25 protein-coding genes are annotated in these 23,333 nt (G+C 71.0%); 10 read left to right on the forward strand and 15 right to left on the reverse strand.

Going from position 1 to position 23,333, the window contains the following annotated elements; all coding sequences use genetic code 11:
• Positions 1-9 precede the first annotated feature (9 nt).
• Positions 10-876 (forward strand): arylamine N-acetyltransferase family protein, encoded by an 867-nt coding sequence (locus ACQP2X_RS26570; RefSeq protein ID WP_498686403.1) that lies wholly within the window; start codon positions 10-12, stop codon positions 874-876.
• Here ACQP2X_RS26570 and ACQP2X_RS26575 read toward each other — a convergent pair.
• The 4 genes from ACQP2X_RS26575 to ACQP2X_RS26590 are packed head-to-tail and all read right to left on the reverse strand — an operon-like array spanning position 869 to position 3,763.
• Positions 869-1,360: a phospholipase gene (locus ACQP2X_RS26575; RefSeq protein WP_498686404.1), complete on the reverse strand. Its 492-nt coding sequence runs from the start codon at positions 1,358-1,360 to the stop codon at positions 869-871. The two genes, ACQP2X_RS26570 and ACQP2X_RS26575, sit on opposite strands and share 8 nt — an antisense overlap.
• Before the next feature lie 44 nt (positions 1,361-1,404).
• Positions 1,405-2,490, reverse strand: coding sequence for an o-succinylbenzoate synthase (menC, locus tag ACQP2X_RS26580; protein WP_498686406.1), 1,086 nt, complete (start codon positions 2,488-2,490; stop codon positions 1,405-1,407).
• Positions 2,487-3,098 carry a MurR/RpiR family transcriptional regulator gene (locus ACQP2X_RS26585; RefSeq protein ID WP_498686409.1) on the reverse strand — a complete coding sequence of 204 codons (612 nt, stop codon included), beginning with the start codon at positions 3,096-3,098 and terminating at the stop codon, positions 2,487-2,489. Before ACQP2X_RS26585 ends, menC begins: the two co-directional genes overlap by 4 nt.
• Positions 3,095-3,763: a GNAT family N-acetyltransferase gene (locus ACQP2X_RS26590; RefSeq protein ID WP_498686411.1), complete on the reverse strand. Its 669-nt coding sequence runs from the start codon at positions 3,761-3,763 to the stop codon at positions 3,095-3,097. The genes ACQP2X_RS26585 and ACQP2X_RS26590 overlap by 4 nt, the downstream gene beginning before the upstream one ends.
• 106 nt (positions 3,764-3,869) lie before the next feature.
• On the opposite strand from ACQP2X_RS26590, the gene ACQP2X_RS26595 reads away from it, so the two are divergent.
• The gene (locus ACQP2X_RS26595) at positions 3,870-4,940 is read left to right on the forward strand and encodes a M20/M25/M40 family metallo-hydrolase (RefSeq protein WP_498686412.1); all 1,071 of its coding nucleotides are present in this window, start codon (positions 3,870-3,872) and stop codon (positions 4,938-4,940) included.
• On the opposite strand, the gene ACQP2X_RS26600 is transcribed toward ACQP2X_RS26595, so the two are convergent.
• Positions 4,931-5,428, reverse strand: a complete 498-nt coding sequence (locus ACQP2X_RS26600) for a DUF402 domain-containing protein (RefSeq protein ID WP_498686414.1) — start codon at positions 5,426-5,428, stop codon at positions 4,931-4,933. The genes ACQP2X_RS26595 and ACQP2X_RS26600 overlap by 10 nt on opposite strands.
• A 68-nt stretch (positions 5,429-5,496) precedes the next feature.
• On the opposite strand from ACQP2X_RS26600, the gene ACQP2X_RS26605 reads away from it, so the two are divergent.
• On the forward strand, positions 5,497-6,507 hold the full coding sequence (locus ACQP2X_RS26605; RefSeq protein ID WP_498686416.1) for an aldo/keto reductase: 1,011 nt from the start codon (positions 5,497-5,499) through the stop codon (positions 6,505-6,507).
• A 2-nt stretch (positions 6,508-6,509) separates the two neighbouring features.
• Here ACQP2X_RS26605 and ACQP2X_RS26610 read toward each other — a convergent pair whose 3' ends face one another.
• Positions 6,510-7,688, reverse strand: a complete 1,179-nt coding sequence (locus ACQP2X_RS26610; RefSeq protein WP_498686417.1) for a lipase family protein — start codon at positions 7,686-7,688, stop codon at positions 6,510-6,512.
• A gap of 84 nt (positions 7,689-7,772) precedes the next feature.
• Positions 7,773-8,327, reverse strand: a complete 555-nt coding sequence (locus tag ACQP2X_RS26615; RefSeq protein WP_498686418.1) for a TetR/AcrR family transcriptional regulator — start codon at positions 8,325-8,327, stop codon at positions 7,773-7,775.
• Between the two features lie 85 nt (positions 8,328-8,412).
• Between ACQP2X_RS26615 and ACQP2X_RS26620 the strand changes: the two genes are divergently transcribed.
• Together ACQP2X_RS26620 and ACQP2X_RS26625 are read left to right on the forward strand one after the other, a co-directional pair.
• Positions 8,413-10,062 carry an FAD-binding protein gene (locus tag ACQP2X_RS26620; protein ID WP_498686420.1) on the forward strand — a complete coding sequence of 550 codons (1,650 nt, stop codon included), beginning with the start codon at positions 8,413-8,415 and terminating at the stop codon, positions 10,060-10,062.
• An 18-nt stretch (positions 10,063-10,080) separates the two neighbouring features.
• Positions 10,081-11,034 carry a LysR family transcriptional regulator gene (locus tag ACQP2X_RS26625; protein ID WP_498686422.1) on the forward strand — a complete coding sequence of 318 codons (954 nt, stop codon included), beginning with the start codon at positions 10,081-10,083 and terminating at the stop codon, positions 11,032-11,034.
• Positions 11,035-11,044: 10 nt separating this feature from the next.
• On the opposite strand, the gene ACQP2X_RS26630 is transcribed toward ACQP2X_RS26625, so the two are convergent.
• Together ACQP2X_RS26630 and ACQP2X_RS26635 are read right to left on the reverse strand one after the other, a co-directional pair.
• Positions 11,045-11,629, reverse strand: a complete 585-nt coding sequence (locus tag ACQP2X_RS26630) for a DUF4232 domain-containing protein (protein ID WP_498686423.1) — start codon at positions 11,627-11,629, stop codon at positions 11,045-11,047.
• Positions 11,630-11,636: 7 nt separating this feature from the next.
• A complete protein-coding gene (locus ACQP2X_RS26635) occupies positions 11,637-12,320 on the reverse strand; it encodes a DUF899 domain-containing protein (protein WP_498686424.1) in 684 nt (227 codons plus the stop codon).
• A 196-nt stretch (positions 12,321-12,516) separates the two neighbouring features.
• On the opposite strand from ACQP2X_RS26635, the gene ACQP2X_RS26640 reads away from it, so the two are divergent.
• The 3 genes from ACQP2X_RS26640 (at position 12,517) to ACQP2X_RS26650 (ending at position 15,835) form a co-directional block, all read left to right on the forward strand.
• Entirely contained in the window at positions 12,517-14,232 is a 1,716-nt protein-coding gene (locus ACQP2X_RS26640) for a hypothetical protein (RefSeq protein ID WP_498701051.1), read from the forward strand.
• 144 nt (positions 14,233-14,376) lie between these two features.
• Entirely contained in the window at positions 14,377-14,784 is a 408-nt protein-coding gene (locus ACQP2X_RS26645) for a sigma factor (protein ID WP_498686425.1), read from the forward strand.
• Positions 14,785-14,866: 82 nt separating this feature from the next.
• A complete protein-coding gene (locus ACQP2X_RS26650) occupies positions 14,867-15,835 on the forward strand; it encodes a hypothetical protein (RefSeq protein WP_498686426.1) in 969 nt (322 codons plus the stop codon).
• A gap of 6 nt (positions 15,836-15,841) precedes the next feature.
• Here ACQP2X_RS26650 and ACQP2X_RS26655 read toward each other — a convergent pair whose 3' ends face one another.
• Positions 15,842-16,840 carry a hypothetical protein gene (locus ACQP2X_RS26655; RefSeq protein WP_498686427.1) on the reverse strand — a complete coding sequence of 333 codons (999 nt, stop codon included), beginning with the start codon at positions 16,838-16,840 and terminating at the stop codon, positions 15,842-15,844.
• A 171-nt stretch (positions 16,841-17,011) separates the two neighbouring features.
• On the opposite strand from ACQP2X_RS26655, the gene ACQP2X_RS26660 reads away from it, so the two are divergent.
• On the forward strand, positions 17,012-17,941 hold the full coding sequence (locus ACQP2X_RS26660; protein WP_498686428.1) for an AbfB domain-containing protein: 930 nt from the start codon (positions 17,012-17,014) through the stop codon (positions 17,939-17,941).
• Here ACQP2X_RS26660 and ACQP2X_RS26665 read toward each other — a convergent pair.
• The 4 genes from ACQP2X_RS26665 to ACQP2X_RS26680 form a co-directional block, all read right to left on the reverse strand.
• Positions 17,938-18,345, reverse strand: a complete 408-nt coding sequence (locus ACQP2X_RS26665; protein ID WP_498686429.1) for a CU044_2847 family protein — start codon at positions 18,343-18,345, stop codon at positions 17,938-17,940. The two genes, ACQP2X_RS26660 and ACQP2X_RS26665, sit on opposite strands and share 4 nt — an antisense overlap.
• 82 nt (positions 18,346-18,427) lie before the next feature.
• The gene (locus ACQP2X_RS26670) at positions 18,428-19,081 is read right to left on the reverse strand and encodes an alpha/beta fold hydrolase (RefSeq protein WP_498686431.1); all 654 of its coding nucleotides are present in this window, start codon (positions 19,079-19,081) and stop codon (positions 18,428-18,430) included.
• Complete coding sequence (locus tag ACQP2X_RS26675; protein WP_498686433.1) at positions 19,078-20,211, reverse strand: FAD-dependent oxidoreductase; 1,134 nt, start codon at positions 20,209-20,211, stop codon at positions 19,078-19,080. The genes ACQP2X_RS26670 and ACQP2X_RS26675 overlap by 4 nt, the downstream gene beginning before the upstream one ends.
• A gap of 81 nt (positions 20,212-20,292) precedes the next feature.
• Positions 20,293-21,027, reverse strand: a complete 735-nt coding sequence (locus ACQP2X_RS26680; RefSeq protein ID WP_498686435.1) for a TetR/AcrR family transcriptional regulator — start codon at positions 21,025-21,027, stop codon at positions 20,293-20,295.
• A 711-nt stretch (positions 21,028-21,738) separates the two neighbouring features.
• Here ACQP2X_RS26680 and ACQP2X_RS26685 point away from each other — a divergent pair.
• On the forward strand, positions 21,739-21,936 hold the full coding sequence (locus tag ACQP2X_RS26685; protein WP_498686437.1) for a hypothetical protein: 198 nt from the start codon (positions 21,739-21,741) through the stop codon (positions 21,934-21,936).
• A gap of 12 nt (positions 21,937-21,948) precedes the next feature.
• Here the strand turns inward: ACQP2X_RS26685 and ACQP2X_RS26690 are convergent, their stop codons facing one another.
• Positions 21,949-23,199: a HoxN/HupN/NixA family nickel/cobalt transporter gene (locus ACQP2X_RS26690; RefSeq protein ID WP_498686439.1), complete on the reverse strand. Its 1,251-nt coding sequence runs from the start codon at positions 23,197-23,199 to the stop codon at positions 21,949-21,951.
• Positions 23,200-23,333 lie beyond the last annotated feature (134 nt).

Consider the following 23,333-nt stretch of genomic DNA (forward strand, 5'->3'; position numbering starts at 1 on the left):
AATGGGCCCATGGACACGGGGATCGATGTTGACGGTTATCTGCGGCGGCTGGGGCTTGATGGGAGTGCGGGCCGGGCGCCCAGCGTGGAGCAGCTGACCGAGCTTCATCGGGCGCACGCCGAGCGTGTCCCGTACGAAAGCCTGGAGATCTGGCTCGGCCGGCCGACCACTGTGGACCCCGCCGAGTCAGTGGGCCGCATCCTTCGCGGGCGCGGCGGCTACTGCTACCACCTCAACGGCGCGTTCTCCGCGCTTCTCCGCGCGCTCGGCTATCACGTGACCCGCCACGTCGGCGGGGTGCAGCCGACGACCGGCCGCCCGGCCGGCGCTGATGCCAACCACCTCGTTCTCACCGTGTCGGGGCTGCCTTCGGCCGAGGCGCCGGACGGGCGCTGGCTGGTCGATCTCGGCATGGGCGACGGGCTGCACGGGCCCCTTCCCCTGGTCGCGGGCACCCATCGGCAGGGCCCCTTCACGTACGGCCTGCGCCCCTCCGAAGCCGAACCCGGCGGCTGGCGTTTCGACCATGACCCGCGCGGGGGTTTTCTCGGCATGGATTTCCGGCCTGAGGCAGCCGAGATGACCGCCTTCGCCGGCAAGCACCATTTCCTCTCCACGTCGCCCGAGTCCGGCTTCGTGCGGACCGCCACCGCTCAGCGCCGTGACGCCTCCGGCGCCGACGTGCTGCGCGGTCTCCAGCTGACCCGGGTCGAGGAGACCGCCGACCGCACGGTTCTGGAGACGCCCGGCGACTACTTCGCCGCGCTGGCCGACCTTTTCGGGCTCACCCTCGACGACGTGACCGCCGTCGAGCGCGCCGCCATGTGGCGGCGGCTGACGGCGGCCCACGAGCGATGGCTGGCGGAGGCTACATGAGGGCGGCGGCCCGGTCCAGGTCCTTCTGCTGTACGGCGGTGAGCGAACCGAAGACCTTCACCGCCTGGTAGTACGTCCACGCCAGGCTGGTGCAGGCCGGGCGGACCGCCGCGCTGTACGTGGCACACACGCGCTTCAGGTCGGCGTAGAAGGTGTCGTCGACGCGGGACTTGTTGGCCGTGAAGGTGCCGATGGCCTTGTAGTTGCGATATCCGAAGTCGTGGTGCCAGCAGGGGATCTCGAAGGCGAACCCGAGCGGGTTGTCGGGGCTCGACGAGCAGTAGTCGGTGGACCAGTCGAAACCGTAGGACGCCCACGGGGCGCGGTTGGTGCGGGCCGCGTTCCAGGCGTTGAAGCTGGCCTCGGTGGGCTGGCTCCAGTTGGACAGGACGGTGGCCTTGGAGTCGGCGGCGTGCGCGGCGCCGGCGGGTACGAGCGCGATGCCCAGGGCGAGCAGCAGGGCGATGAGGATGCGACGGGTCATCGGAGTCTCCTTGGTGGGGGTGCCAAGAGACTCCATTGTTTCGATTAACTTCGATATATCTCAAGGGAATCGTTGGTGTGGGCCGAGATGAACTCCAGGTCCGGCTCGTAGCCCAGCCCGGGGCCGGTGGGCACGTCGACCAGGCCGTCGACGCTGAGGACGGGCTCGGTGGTGACGTCGCGGGCGTAGTACTTGTCGGAGCCGGACACGTCCGACGGCAGGGTGAAGCCGGGCAGCGCGCTCAGGGCCACGTTCGCGGCGCGGCCGATGCCGAACTCGTGCATGCCGCCGCACCAGACCGGGATCCCGTGCTCCTGGGCCAGGTCGTGGGCCCGTACGGCCGCGGTCAGCCCGCCCATCCTCGACACCTTGATGTTCAGCACGCGGCCCGATCCCAGGCGCAGGGCGGTGCGCAGGTCGTCGAGTTCCTCGATCGACTCGTCCAGGCAGACGGGCGTGGACAGCCGCTCTTGCAGGTCGGCCAGCGCGGCGAGCGCGCGTGGACCGTACGGCTGCTCGATCATCAAGAGGCCGAAGGCATCGAGTTCCTTCATCACGTCGAGGTCGCCGGGGGTGTAGACGCCGTTGGCGTCGACGTGCAGCGGGACCTCGGGGAACGCCGCGCGGACGGCCCGGACCGGCTCGACGTCCCAGCCCGGGGCGATCTTCAGCTTGACCCGGCGATATCCCTCGCCGACCCGCTGGGCGACCTGCTCCAGCAGGGCGTCGATGGTGGGCTCGATGCCGAGGGAGACGCCGGCCTCGACCTTCGTCCGCGTGCCGCCCAGAGCGGCGGCGAGCGACTGGCCGGCGGCTCTCGTCCGCAGATCCCAGGCGGCCATGTCGAAGCCGGCGCGCGCGAACTGATTTCCGCGCACGGTGGCGGATCCGCCGTGGAGAACCAGTGGCGCCAGGTGGTCGCGGGCCACGGCCCAGCACGACTCGACGGTCTCGGCCGAGTAGAACGGGCCGCTCGGTGAGGCGATCTCGCCCCACCCCACGGCGCCGTCGGAATCGGTGAGCGTCACCAGGATGTGTTCCAGGAAGCGCTTGGCGTGCGAGCTGGTCTGGAACTCGTGCACCAGCGGCAGGCGGACGCGGCGCAGCCGGACGGTCTCGATGCGGGTCATGTCTCGTCCACGTAGAGGTTGAGCTCGGCGGCGAGGGCGTCGCGTTCGTGCAGGCGGCGGCCCGCGCCCTTGGAGCTGGCGATGGTCAGGGTGGCCAGCAGGTGCAGGGCCAGGACGATCGAGGTGGGCGAGTTGGCGTACGAGGCGCTGTCCGGCTCGACCACGATGGTGACGGCGGCGGCGCCGGTCAGCGGCGCGCCTGGGGCGTCGGTCACCAGGACCAGTTCACCCCCGTGCCGGGTGTACGCCTCGGCGACGTCCACGGTGTCACGGCGATAGCGCTCCATCGAGACCGCGACGAGCAGGTCGCCCTGCCGGATGTCGGCCAGCATGTCGAGCGGCCGCGTGACCGCCTGCACGCCGGACAGGCCCGCGCTGAGGTCGGCCGCGAGCAGCGCCGCGTACGCCTGCGACTTGCCGTTGCCCAGCACGAAGCGCCGCCGGGCCGAGACGATGCGGGCGGCCGCCTGCTCGATCGCGTCGTGCTCGGCGGCCCAGGCCAGCGCCTTGCCGAACTCGGCCCGCTGCTGTTCGAGGACGCGCTGCTTGAGCACCTGGGCCGACCGCCGCTGGACGTTGCGGTCGAAGCGCTCGGCCGGTGTGGTCACTGGACGTCCCGCACGAACGTGTAGCCCACCTGGTCGGGGACTTGGTGCCTTTCCACACTGACGAGCCGCCGGCCGCCGGCGAATTCGGCTTTGAGGCGTTCCCTCAGCGCTGCCCGGTCGTCGGCGTGGGGAGCGGCGAGCCGATCCGTGGCGGGGGTCACGACGATCGATACATCCGATTTTTCGGCAAAGGGCTTGTACAAGTCCCACGAGACCAGCAGCCGGTCCGAATCGCCGTCGTCGTAATAGTCGGGCAGGAACCGGATCGCTGTCGCGCCCAGGACGGTGAAGTTGAAGTGGGCGTTGCGCAGGGCGTACGGATCGAAGGTCCACCGCATCGTCCGCGCCCCCGTCCCCCGCGCCGCCTCGGCCTGCGCCTGCTTCAGTTTGCGCCCCACGCCCGCGCCCTGAAGGCCCGGCGCGACCGCGGCCGCCTGCGAGTAGTGGTAGAGCTCGCCCTCCTCGACCGCGCTGAACCCGTAACAGAACCCGACGAGCTCGGCGCCCCGGAACGCGCCGATCACGGTCCCGGCATTCTCCCGCAGGGCCGCCAGCAGCCGCGGACTGACACCGAACTCGGGCTGCTCATAGCCGAAGACGGATCGGTAGAGCGCCGACGCCGCCGTCCACTCGCCGAGCCCGGCGAGATCACGCACCACGATCACCCGGCCACCTCCTCACGCTTCGCACTAGGATACGAATCGTATAACCGGCATCATGCACCCTGTATCGCGCGTTGACAACGCGTCGACCCGAACTTAGCGTTCGTATATGGACGCGATCGAGGCACTGCGCCGGTACACGCTGATCGAGTCGCCGACCGGTGACCGCAAGGCACTGGACGAGCTGGCCGAGGTGCTCTCGTCGGACGCCGCCCAGGCGGGCTTCCACACCGACCGCGAGGACGGGCACCTGCTCTGGTCCCGGCCCGGCCGCCCCGGGCGCCCGCTGCTGTTCCTCAGCCACTACGACACCGTCTGGCCCGTGGGCACGCTGCGCGACATGCCCTGGCTGGTCGAGGGCGACAAGATCAAGGGCCCGGGTGTGTACGACACCAAGTCCGGCCTGGCGGCGCTACTGGCCGCCGCGCCACAGGCGGGTCACGACGGCCCGGAGATCCGCGTGCTGGTCGTCGCGGACGAGGAGATCGGCTCCCCCACCGCGACCGGTCTGGTGCGTTCCGAGGCCGCGAAGGCCGGGGCCGTCCTCGGGATGGAGCCCCCACACCCCGACGGCGCCCTGAAGACCGGCCGCCGCGGCAGCACCCGGGCCCGCGTCGAGGTGACCGGCATCGAGGCCCACGCCGCCCTCGACCCGGACGCCGGCGTGAACGCCATCGACGAGCTCCTCGACCAGCTCCTGCGCGTGCGCGACCTGGTCCGGAACCGCCCGGTCCTGCTCAACGTGGGCACCATCGAGGGCGGCGGCCGCACGAACGTGGTCGCCGGCCGAGCCCACGCCGACCTGGGCCTGCGCTTCCTCGACGCGGAGAACGAGGAGGCGGTCCTGACGGCCCTGCGCGACCTGACCCCCGTACGCGAACGCGCTCAGATCATCACCACTCTGCTGGCCCACCGAGCGACGTGGCGCCCCACCGAGGCGGGCACCGCCTTGCTGGCCCGCGTGGCCGAGGCAGCCGCCTCGATCGGCCAGACGCTGGACGGCCGCCCCGCCGACGGCGCCGCCGACACGAACACCACGGGCGCCCTGGGCATCCCCACCGTCGACGGCCTGGCCCCGAGAGGCGGTGGAGCCCACGCCCGCCACGAGTGGGTGTCCATCTCGGGCATCGCCGAGCGCACGGCCTTGCTGAGCAAATTGATCGCCGGCTTTCAGAGCTGAAGCCACCCTTTGCCGGAAGCCCCGAACGGCTCGACACGGCCACCAAGGTCGGCGACAAGACGCCCGGCGGCCTTTCGTGCTCCGGCGACGACATCGGCCGGATAGCCGTAGACGCGCGCGTTCACCGCGAACTCGTCCTGGTCCAGCAGCTCCACACGCCCGCTGTCCCGCTCCCGCTGAACATCGAGATCCAGGTCGACCATCTCCACCGTCCCCGGCCCGACCCAGGTGGCCGGCGTCGTGACGTCGCAGTAGACATCCCATTCACCCGGCTCACCGAAGAAGATCGCGGACCACCACTGCCCGACCGGCACCAGCCGCACGGTGTCGTGCCGAGTCACAAAGCCCTTCCCCGCCACCCCGGAGTGCACCGCCGTGCCGGCCGGGGCCCTCAGCCACACACCGTGCGCGTCCTCCCCCAACCGCCGCATGACAAGCCGCCGATGCAGCCGCCCGTCATACTTCCGAAGCACCACCTCGACATCCACGGCGCCACAGTAATCACGAGTCGTCCGGGCTTGACCTCGAGTGCGCTCGAAGACCTAGCGTTCCCCCCATGCAGACGATCGAATTGGGCCGTACCGGGCAGCAGGTCAGCCGGCTGGCACTGGGGGCCATGCAGATGGGCAACGCGACCGATGAGACGGACTCGTTCCGTATTCTCGATCGGTATTTCGAAGTGGGCGGGTCGTTCGTGGACACCGCCAACTGCTACGAATGGTGGGCTCGCCGGGACAGCCGCGGCGGGGAGAGCGAAGAGCTGCTCGGGCGGTGGATGCGCCAGGGCAACCGGCGCGACGAGGTCTTCCTGGCCACCAAGGCGACCGCGCTGCCTCACTACTCCCCCGACCTGTGGGCGGCCGACGGAACCCCGGACTGGGAGCTGGCGCGGCGCACGTTCGAAGGCGCGGGGGCCGAGACCCTGCGCGCCGCGCTCGACGGGAGCCTCAAGCGGCTCGGCACCGATCACGTGGATCTGTTCTACGTGCACGTCGACGACCGGAACACGCCCCTCGAGGAGACCCTGGAGGCCCTGGCGGGCCTGGTTCAAGCGGGCAAGGTACGTCACCTCGGCTGGTCCAACGTTCGCACGTGGCGGCTCGAACGGATCCGGGGGCTGTGCCGGGCCAACGGGTGGCCGCTGCCGGTCGCGGTTCAGCAGCAGCACTCCTACCTGCGGCCGAACCCCGGGGCCGACAGCGCCTCCATCGTCGACGGGGAGCAGCTCGACTACCTGCGTGAGCATGACGACCAGACGCTGGTCGCCTACTCGCCGATCCTCAAGGGCATCTACGACTCGGCGGCCAAGCGGAACGAGCACTGGGTGTTCAGCTCGTACGGCGGCCCGGACACCGATGCCCGGCTGGCGGCGCTGCTCGACGTGGCCGGCGAGGTGGGCGTCACCCCGAACCAGCTCGTGCTGGCCTGGCTGATGCACCAGAGCTCGCCCCGGGTGCTGCCGCTGATCGGGCCGCGCACGCCCGAGCAGTTCGAGGACATGCTGCCCGCGCTCGATGTGAAGCTGAGCGACGAGCAGCTGTCCCGTCTCGACACGGCCGGGGTCTGACCTCAGCGCAGGCGGTCGCCGATCCAGTCGGCGACCGTCTCGGTGGAGGCGAAGACGGCGCCGTCGTGGGTCTGGCCGGGCAGTTTGTCGTAGCGGACCGGGCGGTAGTCGTCGAGCTGGTCCACGAGGATGTCGGTCACGGGGGCCGGCACGGCCTCGTCGGCGGTGCCCTGCACGATCAGGATCGGGGCGCTGGGCGCGGTCTGCCCGGGGTTGTCGTAGTGGGCCAGCTTGGTCACCCAGGCGGCCGGCAGCTGGCCGCCGTCGAGCAGCTGGGCGGCGGTCAGCGGGGCGTACGCGGCGAGGATCTCGTTGAGGCAGCCGGTCTCCAGCACCCCGGCCCGCTGGCGGGCGGGCGCGGCGAGCACGTCGGCCGGGCGGAACGAGGGCTCGACCGCGTTCAAACCGTAGAGGCCCATGACCAGGTAGCCCTGGCCGGGCGTGCCGGGAATCTGCGGGGCGAGCACGTCGACGTTGGAGACGGGGGCGATGCTCGCCGTGCCGCGCAGTTGCAGATCGCCGTCGTACGACGGTGCGAGCTGACTGGCGAACAAGGCGCCCTGCCCGCCCTGCGAGTGCCCGTCGATCGCGTACTTCGTGCCCAGCGCGGGGTTGAGACGGCGGGCGGCCCGGACGCTGTCGATGATCGAGCGCCCCTCGCTGCCGCCGATCAGGTACGGGTGGGGCTGGGGGGTGCCGAGGCCGGGATAGTCGGGAGCGGCCACGGTCCAGCCGCGGCTGAGCAGCTCGGCCACGGCAGCGCGGGCCTCGGGCCAGAAGACGTCCTGGCGGGTGGAGGGCGCACAGCGGTCGGCCAGTCCGGTGGTGCCGTGCGCCCAGACGACGACGTGGTCCTTGCGGTTGGCGCGCGGGGTCAGCACGAGGCCGGTGGCGGGAACGCGCTCGCCCCGGACGTCGGTGGTCACGTACTTGACGAGCCGCCCAGTGGCGGCCGCGGCGAGCGGAGGAGGCAGCGCCGCGGGCGACGAACTGATCACGCTGCCGGGCGTGGCCCAGCCCTGACCACCACCCAACGGAGTGGCCGTTGGCGCCGGGCCGGTCATGAGTGGCGGGTTGGCGGGATGCGCTTCCGCGGCCGTCGCGCTGGTCTCGGTGGCGGTGACGACGGCGCCGCTGCCGATCAGCAGCGATGCCGCCAGCAGGCGGTGGAATCTCCTCATGCGAATGCGAACCCCCGGAGCGTGGCGACGTGACACCGCCGACGCTAGGGGCGACAAATCGTAAATGTCAGAAATGTAGCTTGATCAGGTGACGGTGCCGCGCGTCGGACGTACCCCCAGAAGCCGCAAGGCGGACGCGGTGAGCAAGCACCGCAGCTCTTCGTCGTCCATTTTGGCCAGGTGGGGATCGGTTCCTGCGGTGATCAAGCCGCCGCTCACCATCGTGACACCGATCCGCGTGGCCGGATCGGGATCGGGACCGGCCAGCATGTCCAGCAGGCTCTCCACCGCGCGCATGGCCGGGTGAGGCCGTACCAGCTGAATCACCACGGGGTCGAAGCTCAGCACCGCCGACAGCCGCCGGTGCTCGACCACCAGATCGACCACGCCGGCCACCGCGTGCCGCACCCGGGCCGGACGGCTCTTCCGGCGCGCCGTCGACTCGGCCAGCGCGACCAGCCGTTCCATCGCCGGCGCGATCGCGGTCAGCACGATCTCTTCCTTGGTCGGGAACTGGTGGTACACCGCCGCCTTCGTGACACCCAGACGGTCGGCGATCATCTGCAGCGACGTGCCGCTGACCCCGTTCTCGGCGAACAGGTCGAGGGCGGCGCCGATGACCCGATCGCGAGCACTCATGCCGAGGATCGTAGCGACCCCTTGTCTTGGACTAGCCGCCCGGCTACCTTGCTGCCTAGCCGATCGGCTAGTAAAGGGAGGCGTCGTGGCGTGGGATCGGGAAGTTGACGTACTGGTGGTGGGTACCGGCGCCGCCGCCCTGAGCGCGGCCATCGCCGCGGCCGAGGCGAACATGCGGGTGCTGGTGGTCGAGAGCACGGCCAAGTGGGGTGGCACGACCGCGCTCAGCGGCGGCGGCCTCTGGATGCCGACCAACCCGCTGATCGGCAAGCACGGGCGCGAGGACTCGGTCGCCAAGGCACTCACGTACATGCAGGAGGCCATCGGCGACGCCGGGCCGGCCAGCTCGCCGGAACGCCGCCGGGCCTTCGTCGAGACCATTCCCGAGGTCTTCCAGCTGCTGGCCGAGCGGGGCGTGCGCTGGACCGCGGCCAAGGACTATCCGGACTACTACCCCGACCGGCCCGGCGGCATGACCGGGCGCAGCATCGAGGCCGAGCCGTTCGACATTCGCAAACTGGGCCCGATGCGCGCCACGTTCCGCGGTCTCGACAGCATGCCGGCTCCCCTCAAGACCGACGATGTCTGGCTCCTTTCCCGGGCCTGGTCGACCCCGAGCGGATTCGTGCGCGGCGCGCGTTTCGTCTTCCGGACGCTCGGCGGTCTCGCCACCGGCAAACGCCTTTACGGCATCGGCTCGGCGCTGTCGGCCAGCCTGATGGACATCGTGCGGCGCCAGGGCACGGAGGTCCTTCTGCAAACCCCGTTGACCGGGCTCGAGCGGGACGGTTCCGGCGCCGTCGTGGGTGCGGTTCTGGGTTCCGGTGTACGGGTGAGAGCGCTGGGCGGAGTAGTGCTCGGTGCGGGCGGCTTCGCGCGTAACGGCGAATGGCGCCAGAAGCACCACGGGATCGCCGGATATAGCTCGGCCCCGGAGGGCGACCTCGGCCAGGCCATCGACATCGCGGCCGAACTGGGAGCGCGACTCGAGCTGATGGACGACGCCTGGTGGGGCGCCTCGGTGCCGTTGCCCAACGGCACCAGCCAATTCGTGCTGTCCGAGCGGTCGATGCCGTTCAGCATCGTCGTCGACTCGGAGGGCTCGCGCTACACCAACGAATCGGCCAGCTACATCGACTTCGGGCACGCCATGCTGGAACGCGACAAGACGGTTCCCGCGATTCCGAGCTGGCTCATTCTGGACGTACGGCATCGCCGCCGTTATCTGTTCAACGCGTTCCTCACCGGCACGAAGGAATTGCGGGCGGCCGGCATCGTCCGCTCGGCGCCCACGATCGAGGCCCTGGCGGCCGAGCTCGCGATGGAACCGGCGAAGCTGCGGGCGACGGTCGAGCGGTTCAACGGATTCGCCCGCTCCGGAGTGGACGAGGACTTCGGCCGCGGCCGCACCGAATACGACAACTATTACGGCGATCCCCGCGTCAAACCGAATCCGAACCTGGGACCGCTGGAGAAGGGCCCGTTCACCGCGGTCCAATTGGTGCCGGGCGATCTGGGCACGAAGGGCGGCCTGCTGACCGACGCCGACGCCCGGGTGATCGACACTTCAGGGGACGTCATCGAGGGTCTGTACGCCGCCGGGAACACCACGGCGTCGGTCATGGGCCGTACCTATCCCGGTCCCGGCGCCACGATCGCCCCCGCCGTGGTCTTCGGCTATCGGGGTGGCCGCGCGGCCGCCGCCCGCGCTTCGGGAGCTCCCCTGAAACATTGATGAACTACTCTCTGTCCGGTGGAGCTGGAACTGCGCCACCTGCGCCTGGTCTGTGCGATAGCGGACGCCGGCAGCGTCACCAAAGCCGCCGCCGTCCTCGGCGTCGCGCAGCCGGCCCTCGCCACCCAGCTGCGCCGGGTCGAGCGCATGCTGGGCGGCCCGCTGTTCGTCCGGGGCCGCCGCGGCGTCCTGCCGACCGAGCTGGGCGACCTGGTGCTGGCCCGGGCCCGGGTGCTGATCCCGGCTGTGAGCGGCCTCCACGACGACGCCGGCGTCCTGGTCACGGCCGGCGGGGACGCGCGGTTCCGGATCGGCGCGACGAACGGCCCGATCGTGGCCGGCCTGGTCCAGCGCCTGGCCGAGGCGTACCCGGCCAGCCCGGTCTCGGTCCACTCCACGTGGTCGGAGAACGAGATCGTCCGCCTGGTCCAGGAGGGGCGCCTCGACTACGCCCTGGTCGGCGCCTGCGCCACCGGCCAGCCGGGCACCGACGACCTGTCCGGCCTGTCCTGGCGGGTCCTCTGCGTCGACCCGGTGTGGGTGCTGGTCGACGAGAACCACCCGGCGGCCACCCGCGACGAGGTGAGCCTGAGCGAGCTGTCCACCGACCAGTGGGTGAGCGCCCCCGGCGACGGCTGCTTCAACGAGTGCTTCGCCGCCGCCTGCGCCCGGGCCGGCTTCGCCCCGCGCTTCCCCTACGAGCTGGACGCCGGCGCCGTCTTCGACCTGGTCACCTCGGGCCGGGCCGTGGCCTTGTGCCAGGCCACGGTCCGCGACGTCCCCGGCGCGGTGGCGGTCCCGTTGACCGACTCCCCGCTGAGCTGGCGCCACATGCTGGGCTGGGAGCCTCATTCCTTGTACGCGGCGGAGGTCGCCTCGCTGGCCACAGCCTCCTACCTGGAGATCGTCGACCGCCGCCCCCGCTACGCCACCTGGCTCACCAAGCACCCCGCCTTCGGCGCGTGGACGTGAACCCCGGAGGTCAGAACCAGGCGCTGGCCTGGAGGCGGCCGGTGTTGCCGAGGTCCATGGGCGCCGGCAGGGCGACGAGCTGGCGTTCTCCGCCCTTGGTGACGGCCATGGCCAGTGCGGTCCCGGTGTCCGCGGCGCCGTTGATGTCGGTGACGGTGTTGCGCCAGGACAGCACGGTCCGGGCGCTTGTGCCCGGCTTCAGCACCTGCGACCTCGGTGGCGCCGTGTAGTGCACGCTGGGCTCGACCGAGATCTTCAGGGGGCGGCCGTCCTCGTCGAGCACGACGATGTCCGGGCGGCCCTTCACCTCGTACGGCTTCTTGCCGCAGTTCCGGACGTTCACCATCATCTCCCGATATCCCATGGCCGCTTCCCCGCGGGTCGCCGTGATGAGCACGCCGGTCCGCGTGCAGGCGTCCGACGCGTCGATCCCCGCCGCCGGAACCGTGGCCGATGGAGCCGTGGGGACGGCGGAGGTGGGGAGGACGACGGGGGACGGCGTGGGCGCGAGCCCGCTGGTGGCCTGCCACGACGCCGTGCACGAGGCCACCAGCGGAACGATCAGGAACGGCAACAGCCGGCGCAGTCCACCCACGCCACGATCATGCCGTACGCGCGGGACCGTACAGCCGGGCGACGTCGGGTGAGTCGAGCCAGCCGCTGTACGCCGGCGACTGCGGCCAGCCCTCCGGTGAGTCCTGCCAGTCCTCCTGCCGGCCGTACGGCAGCACGTCGACCAGCGCGAACGTGTACGTGATCTGCTCGACCCCCCGGCCCGTGGTGTGCCAGGTGCGATAGACGCTGTCGCCGTCGCGCAGGAAGACGTTCAGGGCGAAGCCGCCGCCGGCCGGAGCGTCGACGTCGGCGCCGAACGGACTGTCCGCCGTCGAATACCACGTCATCTTGTTGCCGACACGTTCGGCATAGGCGAGGGCGTCCTCGATCGGGCCCTGGGTGACGATCACGAAGCGGGCGTCGTAGTTGTCGAGGAAGCCCATGCGGGTGAAGACCGACGTGAGGCTGGTGCAGCCGCCGCACTGCCACTCGGCGCCCGGGTCCCACATGTGGTTGTAGACGATCAGCTGGGATCGCCCCTCGAAGATGTCGGCCAGCTTGACCGGCCCCTCCGCCCCGATCAGCGTGTATTCCGGCATCCGCACCATCGGCAGCTTCCGCCGCTGCGCCGCGATCGCGTCGAGTTCCCTGGTGGCCGCCTTCTCACGGGCCCGCAGCGCGTCCAGCTCCGTGCGCCAGGACGCCTCGTCGACAACGGGTGGCATCGTCATGATGGACTCCTCTCTCCGAAGACATCAGACTCGCCGTGGCGGCCGAACTCATCGGTCACGCGACGACATCGATGTGCAACAATGTCGCGGCAACTATGGGGATGCGGGGGCTTGGGTGAGCGGAATCGGGGCCACCGCGGTCGCCGACGGTGAGCAGGACGAGGGTGGGAGCGCTCCCGAGGCGCGCCGAGGCGTACTGGGACGGCTCTGGGACCGCCGCGAGTGGATCCTGGTCGTGCTGGGCGGGCTGGCGCTGGCGGCCGCCCTGACCTGGCCCACGCTGCGCGACCCCCGGCACACCGTGCCCGGCGACATCGGCGACCCGGCCCTGTTCGCCTGGCAGATCGCCTGGGGCGGCCACGCCCTGCTGCACGATCCCCTCCAGCTGTGGAACTCGAACACGTTCTACCCCGATCCGCACTCGCTGGCCTTCACCGACACCGTTCTCGGCTACGCGCCGTTCGGGATGATCGGGTCGGGCATGGACGCGGCCGTCCTGCGCTACAACATCCTGTACGTCCTGTTGCACGCTCTCGCCTTCATCGGCGCGTACGCCCTGACGCGCCAGCTCGGCGCCCATCCGCTCGGTGCGGCCGTGGCCGGCGTCGCCTGGGCGTTCGCGCCGTGGCGACTCGCCCACGCCGGGCACCTCAACGTCATCTCGACCGGCGGCATCGCGCTGAGCCTGGCCATGATCGCCCGGGGCCACGGGTGGTCGCTGCGCCGGGGGCACCGCCCGGAACGACACAGCCCGTGGTGGGCGCTGGCCGGCTGGCTGGTGGCGGCCTGGCAGATCACCCTGGGCCTGGCCATCGGGCTCGTCTTCGCCTACGTGATGGTCGCCCTCTGCCTCGTCGTCGCGGCCGCCTACGCCTGGTCATGGCGGCGGCACGGCCGGCCGCCGATCGGGCGGCGGCTGCTGGCGGCCGACCTGATCGGCGGGGCGGTCTTCGCCGGCGCCACCCTGTACATCGGGCTGGCCATCGCCCGCGTCGTGGAGCTCAACCCGCAGGCCGACCGCGGGCTGAACTGGACCGAGATGTATTCGCCGCCCTGGCGGGGCTTCTTCGTCGCCCCCGAGGCGTCCTGGGTGTGGGGCGCCCGTCACGCCGGGGCGCGCGCCGACCTGATGTGGCCGCCCGAGATGGCGCTGTTGCCCGGTGTGGCCCTGATCGCCCTGGCCACGGTCGGGGTGTTCGTGTCGGTGTTCCGGGTCCGCCACCGGGTGCTGCTGACCCTCGGCGTCGCCGTGGCGGTGATCCTGGCCCTGGGCGCGACACTGCCCTGGAACGGCGACCCGGGCTATCTGACCCTCTCCAAGCACCTGCCGGGCTGGTCGGCGCTGCGCACCCCGGGCCGGATGACGGTGTGGTCCTCGTTGCTGCTGGCCCTGCTGGCCGCCGGCGCGGTCAGCGCGTTCGTCGCCCAGGCCCGGGCCACGGCGCCCTGGCGGCCGGGCGTCCTGGCCCGCGCCAAGTTCGTCGCCCTGCGCGTCGCCCTGCTGATCCCGCTCGTGCTGGTCACCGCCGAGGGGGTCAACCGGACCTCACATCCGGAAGTGCTGCGCTATCCGGCCGCGATGGCCGCCGCCCAGGAGCCGGTCCTGGTGCTGCCCAGCGGCGGCAGCCTCGAGATGTCCATCATGCTCTGGACCACGAACGGCTTCCCGCGCGTCCCCAACGGGGTGGTCACCTTCGTCCCGGCCGGTCAGGAGAGGATCCGCTCGATCAGCATGTCGTTCCCCGACTCGGCGAGCATCGCCGCGCTGCGGGAGGCCGGCATCAAGTCGGTGGTCGTCCTGCCCGAGTGGCTGGGCGGCACCCCGTGGGAGGGCCTGCCCAACCGCCCGGTCGACGGCCTGGGCATCACCCGCGAGGAGATCGAAGGCCGGCTGCTCTACCGGCTCGAGTAAGGCCGGCCGGCGGACGGCAGCGGGATGACGGTGGGCTGACAGACACGTCTGTCGCGCGGCCTGGCCGATTAAGAAAGTTGGGCATCGCGTGCAACCCTTTCCGCTCGGCTGGGCCTCTTAGCTCGACGGAGGGAGCACAACCGAGTGGACACCGAGAACGCGGAGGATTTCCGCGAGTTCGTCCGCAGTCGTTTCGACCAGTTGCGCGCGCTCGCGTTCGTGACGTGCGGTGACTGGCAGACGGCCGAAGACGCCGCGGCCGGGACCCTCGCCAAGCTGTACCGCCGCTGGGACAAGGTCACCACACCCGACGCGTACGCCCGCACGATGGTGGTCCGCGCGGCCATCAACGAGAAGCGGAAGCCGTGGCGGCGGGAACGCTCGTACGGCAGCGAACTGCCGGACGCCGCGCTGCCCGACCACGCCGGCGCCGTCAACGAACGGTTGCGCCTGCACCACGCGCTCCGGCGGCTGCCCACCCGGCAGCGCGCGGTGCTCGTCCTGAGGTTCCTAGGCCACGCCACCGCCACCGGCTCGCACGACAACCGATGACATCATCGGCCGGGCCCGCCGGGCCCGGGTCCGGCGCACGGCCGCCCTCGGCACCGGCGCCGCCGCCTGCCTGGTCGTCGCCGTGGCCGTCTCCTGGAGTGTGGTGAGCCGGCCGGGTGGCGGCCGGCCGGCCGGTGGGCCCGGCCCGCAGGCGTCGTTCTCCGCGCCCCCGGCCGAGCGGACCGACCGGCCCCGGCCCGTCCACAAGGTCGACTTCAGCAGCGATCTCGGTCAGTACCGGGCCGGCGCCTACCGGATCGGCCCGGCCGTCAAGGTCACCGCCGGGTACACCGAGCTGCCGGTCTACCACGACGGGACGACGATGGGCGGCGGGTCGGCGGAGCCGTTGGAGGTCGCGACCATCGCCGTCTACGACGAGGGTGTGTACGACACCGCGCTGTTCGGTGGCGCCGGCAACGCGACTCTCGTCATCGGCGATCAGTACCAGGTGCTGGTGGACGGCCGGGACGCGCTGGGCCGGGACTGGACGTACACCTCACCCGCCGACCCGGCCAGGAAGCGCGTGATGGCCGCCCTGGCCTGGCAGTACGCCGACGGCGCCTGGGCCACCCTGCTGCCCAACTACGGCGGCCCCGGCATGTCCCGCGAGCAGGCGGTGCACATCGCCGCCGGGCTCACCACGTCGGCCCGGCGTGAGCTGAAAGTCCCGTACCAGCTGACGTTCCTGCCTCAGGGCTGGCAGGCCGTCGCGGTGCGGCAGTCCGTCCCCGGCACCAACACCCCGATCTCGGAGGTGTTCCTGCATCAGGGCCCGGTCGCCGATCCGTCCACCCGGATCGACGAGGTCCTCCCCGGCCACGTGCAGATCTCGGTGGTGAAGGGCCTGGATCCCGCGAGCGCCGACACCGTCAAGGACGAGGGCGTGCACTGCACCACCGGCCGGGAGACCTGCGCGGTCGTCAAGGGCGACTACCGGATCAACCTGAACGGCTACGGCGGACTGCCGGACTCCGATCTCCGGCGGGTCGCCGAGGGCCTGCGGCTGCGCGACCTGGCCGACCAGAGCACCTGGGTGAAGGCCGACTTCTAGGGGCTTCTAGAGGGGCTTCACCTCCAGGGTGCCGATGCCACCCACCGCGTCGATCCTCAGGCCGCCCGACCTGTCGTCGCCGTCGGCGCGGCGGGTGTCGCCGGGGGCGAGGTCCTCGTCGCGCTCGCCGTTCAGGGTGGACTCCCCCACGCCCTTGGTCACTGTCAGCTTGACCGGAAACGATCCCTCCGTACGGATCTTCCAGCTGTTCACGCCGCCCGACATGCGCAGGGGGATCTCCGCCTCCTGCCGCGGCAACGTCATCTCGAAGCTGTTCGCCCCGCCCCGCAGGTCGAACCCGCCCACCTTGCCCTCGGCCATGGCGAAGGTCGCCCGGCGGACACCGTGCTCGGTCCTGATCGTCCAGGCGATCCGCTCGTCGAGCACGACGTCGACCACGGCCTCCCCCTCGTTGTCGTTCTCCTTGGTGGTCAGGGTGAGCGTGGTGCCGTCGAGGGTCGCGTCCGGCGTCACGCTGCTGTCGTCGGGCGTGGACACCCGGGCGATGCCGTTGGTGGGCGGACGGCCGACCGACACGTTGAGCTGCCGCATGCCGCCGGCCAGCACGAACGTCGCCGCCGGGAAGGCCGGTCCGGCGGCCGGCGGTTTCGTGGTGGCCGGGGAGGACGGCGACGGCGGTGGCGAGGAGGGCGGCCCCGCCGCCGACGGGCTGGTGGCGCTGGGTGAGACCGGTGCCGGCTCGATCGACACCGGGGGGCTGGGCGAGGGCACCACGATCTCGGGGTTGGGCGCGGCCGCGGGCGGCCGGTCGGAGGTGGTGGCCATCCGCAGCAGGACGACCCCGGTCACCACGACCAGCACGACGACGCCGGCCACACCGGCCACGAGCGCCAGGTGACGCGGTTTCCTTTCCCGGGGGTACGGCTTCCCGCCCTCCCCTTTGTCCTCGTCGTTCGGCTTCGCGGTGTCGGGCCAGTAGTCCGAGATCTTCGGCCAACCGGCGGTTTCGTCCAGTGTGTGCTGCTGCGAGCCAGAGCCGTCCATGGCGTCGTCTCCTCGTGCGGGCGCCGTCGACCCGGAGTACGGAGACCAGCCCCGGAAAGTTCGATCACGATCGAACGCGTGAAGAATCTTGCCATTGGCGTCCTTCGCCGTAAGAATGCCTTTTCGACAGCTTAAGAAAGTCTTAGCGGGCGCCCTCGGAGCGGAATTCAGATGACCGAAGATGATAGGGACGAGCGTCTGCGCGTCGAGGGCTGGGGTCCCTACCGCGACGGCCCCGGCTCCGGCCCGTCCCCGTCCCCGCGCACCGTTCCCCCGCTGACCACCCCGCCCCCGGGCGGGCCGCGCGCCCTGCGCCATTCGCTGCTGAGCCTGCTCGGCGCCAACCCGCCGCGACACTCTCTGACCGACACCCTCAGCGGCGGCTCACCACGGCGCGTCCTGCTGGCCGGAGTCACCGCCGCGGTGATCCTGGCCGCGGGCCTGATCGCTCTCACGGTGGGCCGCGACGAGCAGCCGTCACCGCCGCCACCAGCGGCTCAGCTCGTGGTGCCGCCGTTCTCGGCGCCCGCGCCGGTGTCGATCCGCCCCGAGCCCACGGCGTCCTCGGCGCCCGTGCCGACCTTCGCGCCGCCACCGACCCGGCCGGTCCGCACCACCGCGTCGAAGCCGGTCGAGAGGGCCACGACGACCCCGCCGGCGCGGACAACGCCGCCGTCACCCGCACCGGCCCTGATTCCGGGCGCCGCGATCGCCCTCGAGGTCGCCGACCAGTCCGGCCGGCGCCTCCGGCACCGCCACTTCGTGGCCACCCTCGAGGTGCTCCGCACCGCCGAAGAGCGCGACAATTCCCGTTTCACCGTCCGCGACGGTTTGAACGGGCAGGGCTGTGTCTCTTTCGAATCAGTTAACTATCCAGGCTATTTCTTGCGCCACCGCGACTTCATCCTGCGCCTGGACCGGCAGGACAGTTCACAATTGTTCAGATTCGACGCCACATTCTGCCCCCGGCCCACGGGCACCGCTTTGACCTTCGCCGCCACGAATTACCCGTCACACTTCCTGGTCGCCCGGCGGGGCGGCGTCCACCTGGAACAGATCTCCCCCGACCGGGCCACACCTTTCGCCGTACGAAATCCTTAGGCTCGCGGCTCCTCGAAGTCGTCGGTCGCCGAGGGGTCATCGTCGTCGTCCAGGGCCGGCCGCCCCACCGGGTGTTCCCGGCCCGACCACGCCATCCGCACCACGATGTGCCCGTCCCCGGCGGTCCGGGCGAAGACCGCCGACCCCGCCTCGGCCTTGAACTTCACCCCGAACTCCAGCTCCACCGAGTCGGGCGGATTCCCGCGCCCGTCACCCTTGCGGAACTCGTCGAGGGCCTTGAGGGCGATGCCCCGCACCCCGTCGAGGGCCTGCTCCAGAGTCTCCTTGGCCTTGAAGACGGCCCCGTCGAAGGCCACCTCACCGAACCCGGAATCGGGCTTGTCGATCTCGATCAGCACGGCACTGCCGTCGTCGGCCTGCACACGCATGAGCTCAGTCGGCACGTTTCGTCCCTCCCGGACGGTCTGTGGTGGATTGAGCATCTCGCACCGGGGCGCCGGGCACTATCAGCTTTCCGTCCGGTGCTCACCGGCGGCCGGGAAGGCTCCTGCTCAGGAAGTCGTCGATGGCGGCGAACGTCGCCTCCGGCGCCTCGCGCATCGGCAGGTGCCCACCGCCCGGGATCACCGTGAACCGGGCGCCGGGAACCGCGGCGGCGTAGAGCCGGCCGAACTCCGGGGTGACCACCCTGTCGTTTGCGCCCCAGATCAGCTGGACCGGGATCGTCAGCCCCTCGAACCGGCCGAGCAGGCCCTGGTCCTCCAGCCCGCCACTGGTGTAGGCGCGAAACACCGCCATCGTGCCTGTCCGGGAACCGGCCGCAGGGGGCGGCGGCCCGCTCGGCATCGCCGGCGGGTGCCCTTCGATCCGCGGGCCGACCGCGTCGATCAGCACAAGACGCCCGATCCGCCGGCCGCGGTCGGTCACGGCCATCTCGGCCGCGACCCAGCCGCCGAACGAGACCCCGACCACCGTCACCCCGGTGAGGTCCGGCCGCTCCAGCCGATCGAGATAGAGGCCGGCGAGACCGGCGACGCTGTCCAGGTCGTCCGGGCGCTCGGTGCCGTCCCAGCCGGGATGGGTCGGCGCGATCACCCGGTTGCTTCCGCTCAGGTGGCTGACCAGGGAGTTCACGCTGTCGGGGCCGGCCGCGCCGTGCAGCACCAGAACTGTCGTCACAGCTCCTCCCCGAAGGAGGCGAACATGTCGACCAGCGACCGCGGCGCGTTGTCGTCGAAGATGGTCTCCAGACTGTCGGCCGACTCCCGGGCCACCGTCGCGCTGCGCTTGAAGAGCTCACCCTCGTATGCCGAAAGCGCCCCTTCGATGTCCCCCGGCCGCGCCGCGATGGCCTTGCCCAGCTCGGCCCCGTCGAACATGGCCAGGTTGGCGCCCTCACCGGCGAACGGCGACATCAGGTGCGCGGCGTCGCCGAGCAGCGTCACCCCTGGGACCCGGTCCCAGCGGTGTTCGACCGGCAGCGCGTTGATGGTCCGCGGAACCAGCGCGCCGTCGGCCTCCGTGATCAGCGACCGGATCTCCGGCGCCCAATCGGCGAACTCTTCGAGGAGCACCGCCTGGCCCTTGCCGGTGTCGGCCCAGTCGATCCCGTCGAGCCACTCCTTCGGCTTCTTCAGCGCGATGTAGATGTGCAGGCTGCCGTCGGTCTCCTTGTGCGCCAGGAACCCCTTGCCCGGCGCCAGCGCGAACAGCATCCCGCCGCCGACCACCGAGGCCGGCACCGGATGCCGCGCGTCAGCGTCGAAAAGGTCAACTTCGACGAACGAGATTCCCGTGTACGCCGGCAGAGCATCCGAGAGCAACGGCCGGATCCGCGACCACGCGCCATCCGCACCGACCAGCACGTCGGTGGTGACCTTGTCGCCGCCGGCGAAGCTCAGCTCGTGCCGGCCACCACCCAGCGGCCGCACCCCGGTGACCTTCTTGCCCCACTTGATCGCGCCCGCGGGCAGGGAGTCGAGCAGCATCTGCCGCAGCTGCCCCCGGTCGGCCTCGGGCCGGCCGCCGTCACCTTCCTCGTCCGGCTCCTCCCGCAGGACAGTGTTGTGCTTGTCGAGGATGCGCATCGCCTGCCCACCCTCGTGAATGATCGCCTGGAACTGCTCGAACAGCCCGGCCTCGCGCAGCGCGACCTGCCCGTTGTAGTCGTGGATGTCGAGCATGCCGCCCTGCGTACGAGCGTCCGCCGACGCGTCCAGCTCATAGATGGTCGCGGCGATGCCGTGAACGTGCAGGACGCGAGCCAGGGTCAGACCGCCCAGCCCCGCTCCCACGATGGTGATATTCATGATGCCTCCTCTTGGAGAACGTGTTCGCAACGAACATGTTCGCGATGGTCAGAAAAAAGCGAGCCGCTTCGTACGCCGCGGTCAGCCCAGCCCGTCGATGAGCGTCTCGAACGCCCAGCGCCGCCGCTCCTCACCGGTCCCCGACAAAATCTCGTGCCGGACGCGCACCACATGGGGGTAGTTGTCCACCCGGGCTTCAGCAACCGCGACGGCCAGATCCTGCTCCTCCCCGGCCGCGTCGGCCGATTCGTCCCGGCTCCCTTGCTCGGCCGCCATGGCCGTCGCCTGCTGCAACAGAATGTCGACACCCCAGGCGGCTTGCCGTTCCGGCAGACCACCGTCGAGAAGCAGCCCGAGCAGCGTGTCGATCAGCCGCAGATAGTGCGGCCCCGACGGGCGCAGCATGAGCACCGAGCGAGCAAGGCTGGGATGGGCGAAGAGCAGATCGCTGTACGCCGTGAGCAGCCCGATGATCCGCTCCCGCCAGTCCCCCGCCTCCGGTTCACGGAGCCCCGCGACCAGCTCATCGAGGATCGCCCCGTGGAGCTCGGCCGTATTACGCACATAGACGTAGAGAGACGCCGGCCCGGTATCAAGCGCGGCCGCCAGCCGCCGCATGGTGAGCCGCTCCAGCCCTTCATCCCGCATGATCCCCAGCGCCACCGCCACCATGCCTTCACGGCTGAGAGGCGGCTTGGCCGGACGATCACGACGACTGACCGGAACGCGACGAGCACTCATAACACGATCGTAGCGAACATGTTCGTCGACGACACTCATGCCGCCCTGAAAAACGGGTTCGGCACCTACCACCACCACACGACACCATGTCCATCAGAGAACCGGAGCCATCGGTGCGCCCGCCACCATCACCACGCGCCTAAGCCCTTAGCCCCCTCCGGACAGCACAGAAACCTTTGTCGCCGGCGCCGACCCAGAAGTGAGTGCGTGCCCCGTGCAGGAGTGTGATGGCCGTAAGCCATTCCGACTGTCGGCGACGCGTGAAATCTGACCCCCTAGCGCCGCGCGTCGCGAGGGGTCAGATTTCAGCCGTCGTTGACACCGCCGCGCGCGGGCGGTGATCCGATCCACCCCGTAGGCCGGACCGGGTGGTGCCGGGTGGTGCCGGGTGGTGCCGGGTTGGGCCGGGCCGAATGGGCCAGGCAGACAGAGCCACGGCGAAATAGTGCGGCCGGCCAGGCTACCCCTGCCCTGGCGGCGCTGCGTGCTTGACAAAAAGTCAAGCACGCTTTTCTTTTTGTCGCGCTTGCTTGTCGACTGAAGGCCCCGGATAGGGGGTCGCCACTAGGCAGACACCGGACCGACAAGACGCGTGGGCTCGTCAACGTCGGCGATGTCCGGGTTTCCTCGGGCCTCATCAGCCCCTCGGATCCACTGCTGGCTGGTCCGCTGAGACGATGTGACGGAGATGTAGACGCGAGGCTGTCGCGAGGTACCTGTTGCGGCTCGTCCGAGCAGTCGACCACGCACACCCGGAACAGCACGTGGAAGTCGGCGTACCGGGCGATGACCCCGGCCAGCGGCAGGCCGAGGGCGCCACCCACGCCGGGCATCGCGCTGATCAGGGCGATGCCGGCGACGGCGTGCTCCTTGGGCAGGACGACGCCGATCAGGCTGGTGCTCGGCGGCGCCCTCGACGATCCCCTTCCCCGCCTCGACACGATGCTGGCGACGCTCAGCCGGGGAGTGCCGCCCGTGACGTAGCCGGGTGGCGGCTCAGCGCCCGGGGAAGGCTAGGGCGCCGGCCTCGGTGAAGCTCATGACACCGGTCGCGGTCATCACCACGCCGAGCGCGACGACAACCGCGGCCGACATGAGAGGCAGACGGCCGAACAGCGATGGCCGGCCGAGCTTCGCGAAAGCCCGGCCGGCGAGCCCGGCGCGGGCGCCGAGGACCAGAGCCAGGCCGAGGCCGACCAGCACGGCGGCCAGGCCGGCGCTGAAGGCGAGGATCATGCCGAGGCCGAGCGCGGTCCGGTTGAGCCCGACGGCCAGGATCAGGATGCCCAGCGCCTCCGGACAGGGCAGCAGGCCGCCCGAGGCGCCCATCGCGGCCAGCGAACCGCGCCCGGGCCGATGGTCGTGATGATGATGCCGGCCGGCGAAGCCGCGCTGCCGCCAGCGGTCGCGGGTCACCCGCAGACCCAGGATCAGCACGATGACACCGGCCGCGACCTCCAGCGACGGCATCAGCACGCCCGGCAGGACGTGCCGCCCCGCGATCAGCGCGGCCGCGCCCAGGATCAGCACCGAGGCCGTGTGCGTGACCGTTACGACCAGCCCGAGGAGGACCGCCTGCCCGGCCGTGCCCCTGCTGCCGACCAGATACGCGGCGAGCATGGCCTTGCCGTGACCGGGCGTGAGCGCGTGGAACGCCCCGAGCAGAGCGCACACGCCGATGAGCACCAGCAGTGCCCACGGCGAGGTGAGCGGATCACGCAGAGCGCCGAAGGCCCGTTCCTGAAGAGTGACCGAGGCCGGTGGCGTGGTGACCACCGGCGCGGCCGAGGGTGCCGACGGCGTGAGCGCCACAGTGATGCCGCGCCCCAGATCGTCATGGCTGATCTCGCCCGGCGTCAGCGGCGCGTCCCGCTTCGTCGTCACGCTCATCTGGACCACCGACGGCTGCCCCGGCCGGTAGTCGTTGTGGAACACCACCTGCCGGCTCTCCGCCGGCAGCGGCGCCGTCGCCCGCACGGTGATCGTCCCGCCGCCGGCTTCCAGGAGGTCGTACGCCGGGTGGTCCACCGAGGTGATCGTCAGCTTCTCGGTGCGCTCGTCGAGGCGTACCACCGAAGCCGCCCGCAGGGCCCCGGTGAGCCCGGCCATCTCCCGTGGTGACAGCGCGCGATCGCCGTCCTCGTCCAGCGACCGGGCGAAGGCGCCCGCCACGAGCGCGCCCGGCACGATGTCGATCTGCACCTCGAGCACGCCGGCGGCCGGCGTCAGGAAGACCTGTTGCAGCACCTGGTCGAGCGGATGGGCGGTGACCGGCCCCGGGATCAGCAGCGCGGCCAGCAGGAGCCGTTTCAGAGCGAGGCCCCGTAGTCGTTGCCGGGCTCGCGGTAGATCGAGTGGATGTGCGTGCCGTACGACCCGAA

The sequence above is a fragment of the Actinoplanes sp. CA-131856 genome (genome assembly GCF_050956135.1).
Lineage (GTDB): Bacteria > Actinomycetota > Actinomycetes > Mycobacteriales > Micromonosporaceae > Actinoplanes.

Coding starts and splice junctions, on each gene's coding strand:
- ACQP2X_RS26570 (WP_498686403.1), top strand. CDS start 10: ATGGACACGGGGATCGATGTTGACGGTTATCTGCGGCGGCTGGGGCTT.
- ACQP2X_RS26575 (WP_498686404.1), bottom strand. CDS start 1,360: ATGACCCGTCGCATCCTCATCGCCCTGCTGCTCGCCCTGGGCATCGCG.
- menC (WP_498686406.1), bottom strand. CDS start 2,490: ATGACCCGCATCGAGACCGTCCGGCTGCGCCGCGTCCGCCTGCCGCTG.
- ACQP2X_RS26595 (WP_498686412.1), top strand. CDS start 3,870: ATGGACGCGATCGAGGCACTGCGCCGGTACACGCTGATCGAGTCGCCG.
- ACQP2X_RS26605 (WP_498686416.1), top strand. CDS start 5,497: ATGCAGACGATCGAATTGGGCCGTACCGGGCAGCAGGTCAGCCGGCTG.
- ACQP2X_RS26610 (WP_498686417.1), bottom strand. CDS start 7,688: ATGAGGAGATTCCACCGCCTGCTGGCGGCATCGCTGCTGATCGGCAGC.
- ACQP2X_RS26615 (WP_498686418.1), bottom strand. CDS start 8,327: ATGAGTGCTCGCGATCGGGTCATCGGCGCCGCCCTCGACCTGTTCGCC.
- ACQP2X_RS26635 (WP_498686424.1), bottom strand. CDS start 12,320: ATGACGATGCCACCCGTTGTCGACGAGGCGTCCTGGCGCACGGAGCTG.
- ACQP2X_RS26655 (WP_498686427.1), bottom strand. CDS start 16,840: ATGGACGGCTCTGGCTCGCAGCAGCACACACTGGACGAAACCGCCGGT.
- ACQP2X_RS26660 (WP_498686428.1), top strand. CDS start 17,012: ATGACCGAAGATGATAGGGACGAGCGTCTGCGCGTCGAGGGCTGGGGT.
- ACQP2X_RS26675 (WP_498686433.1), bottom strand. CDS start 20,211: ATGAATATCACCATCGTGGGAGCGGGGCTGGGCGGTCTGACCCTGGCT.
- ACQP2X_RS26685 (WP_498686437.1), top strand. CDS start 21,739: ATGACCCCGGCCAGCGGCAGGCCGAGGGCGCCACCCACGCCGGGCATC.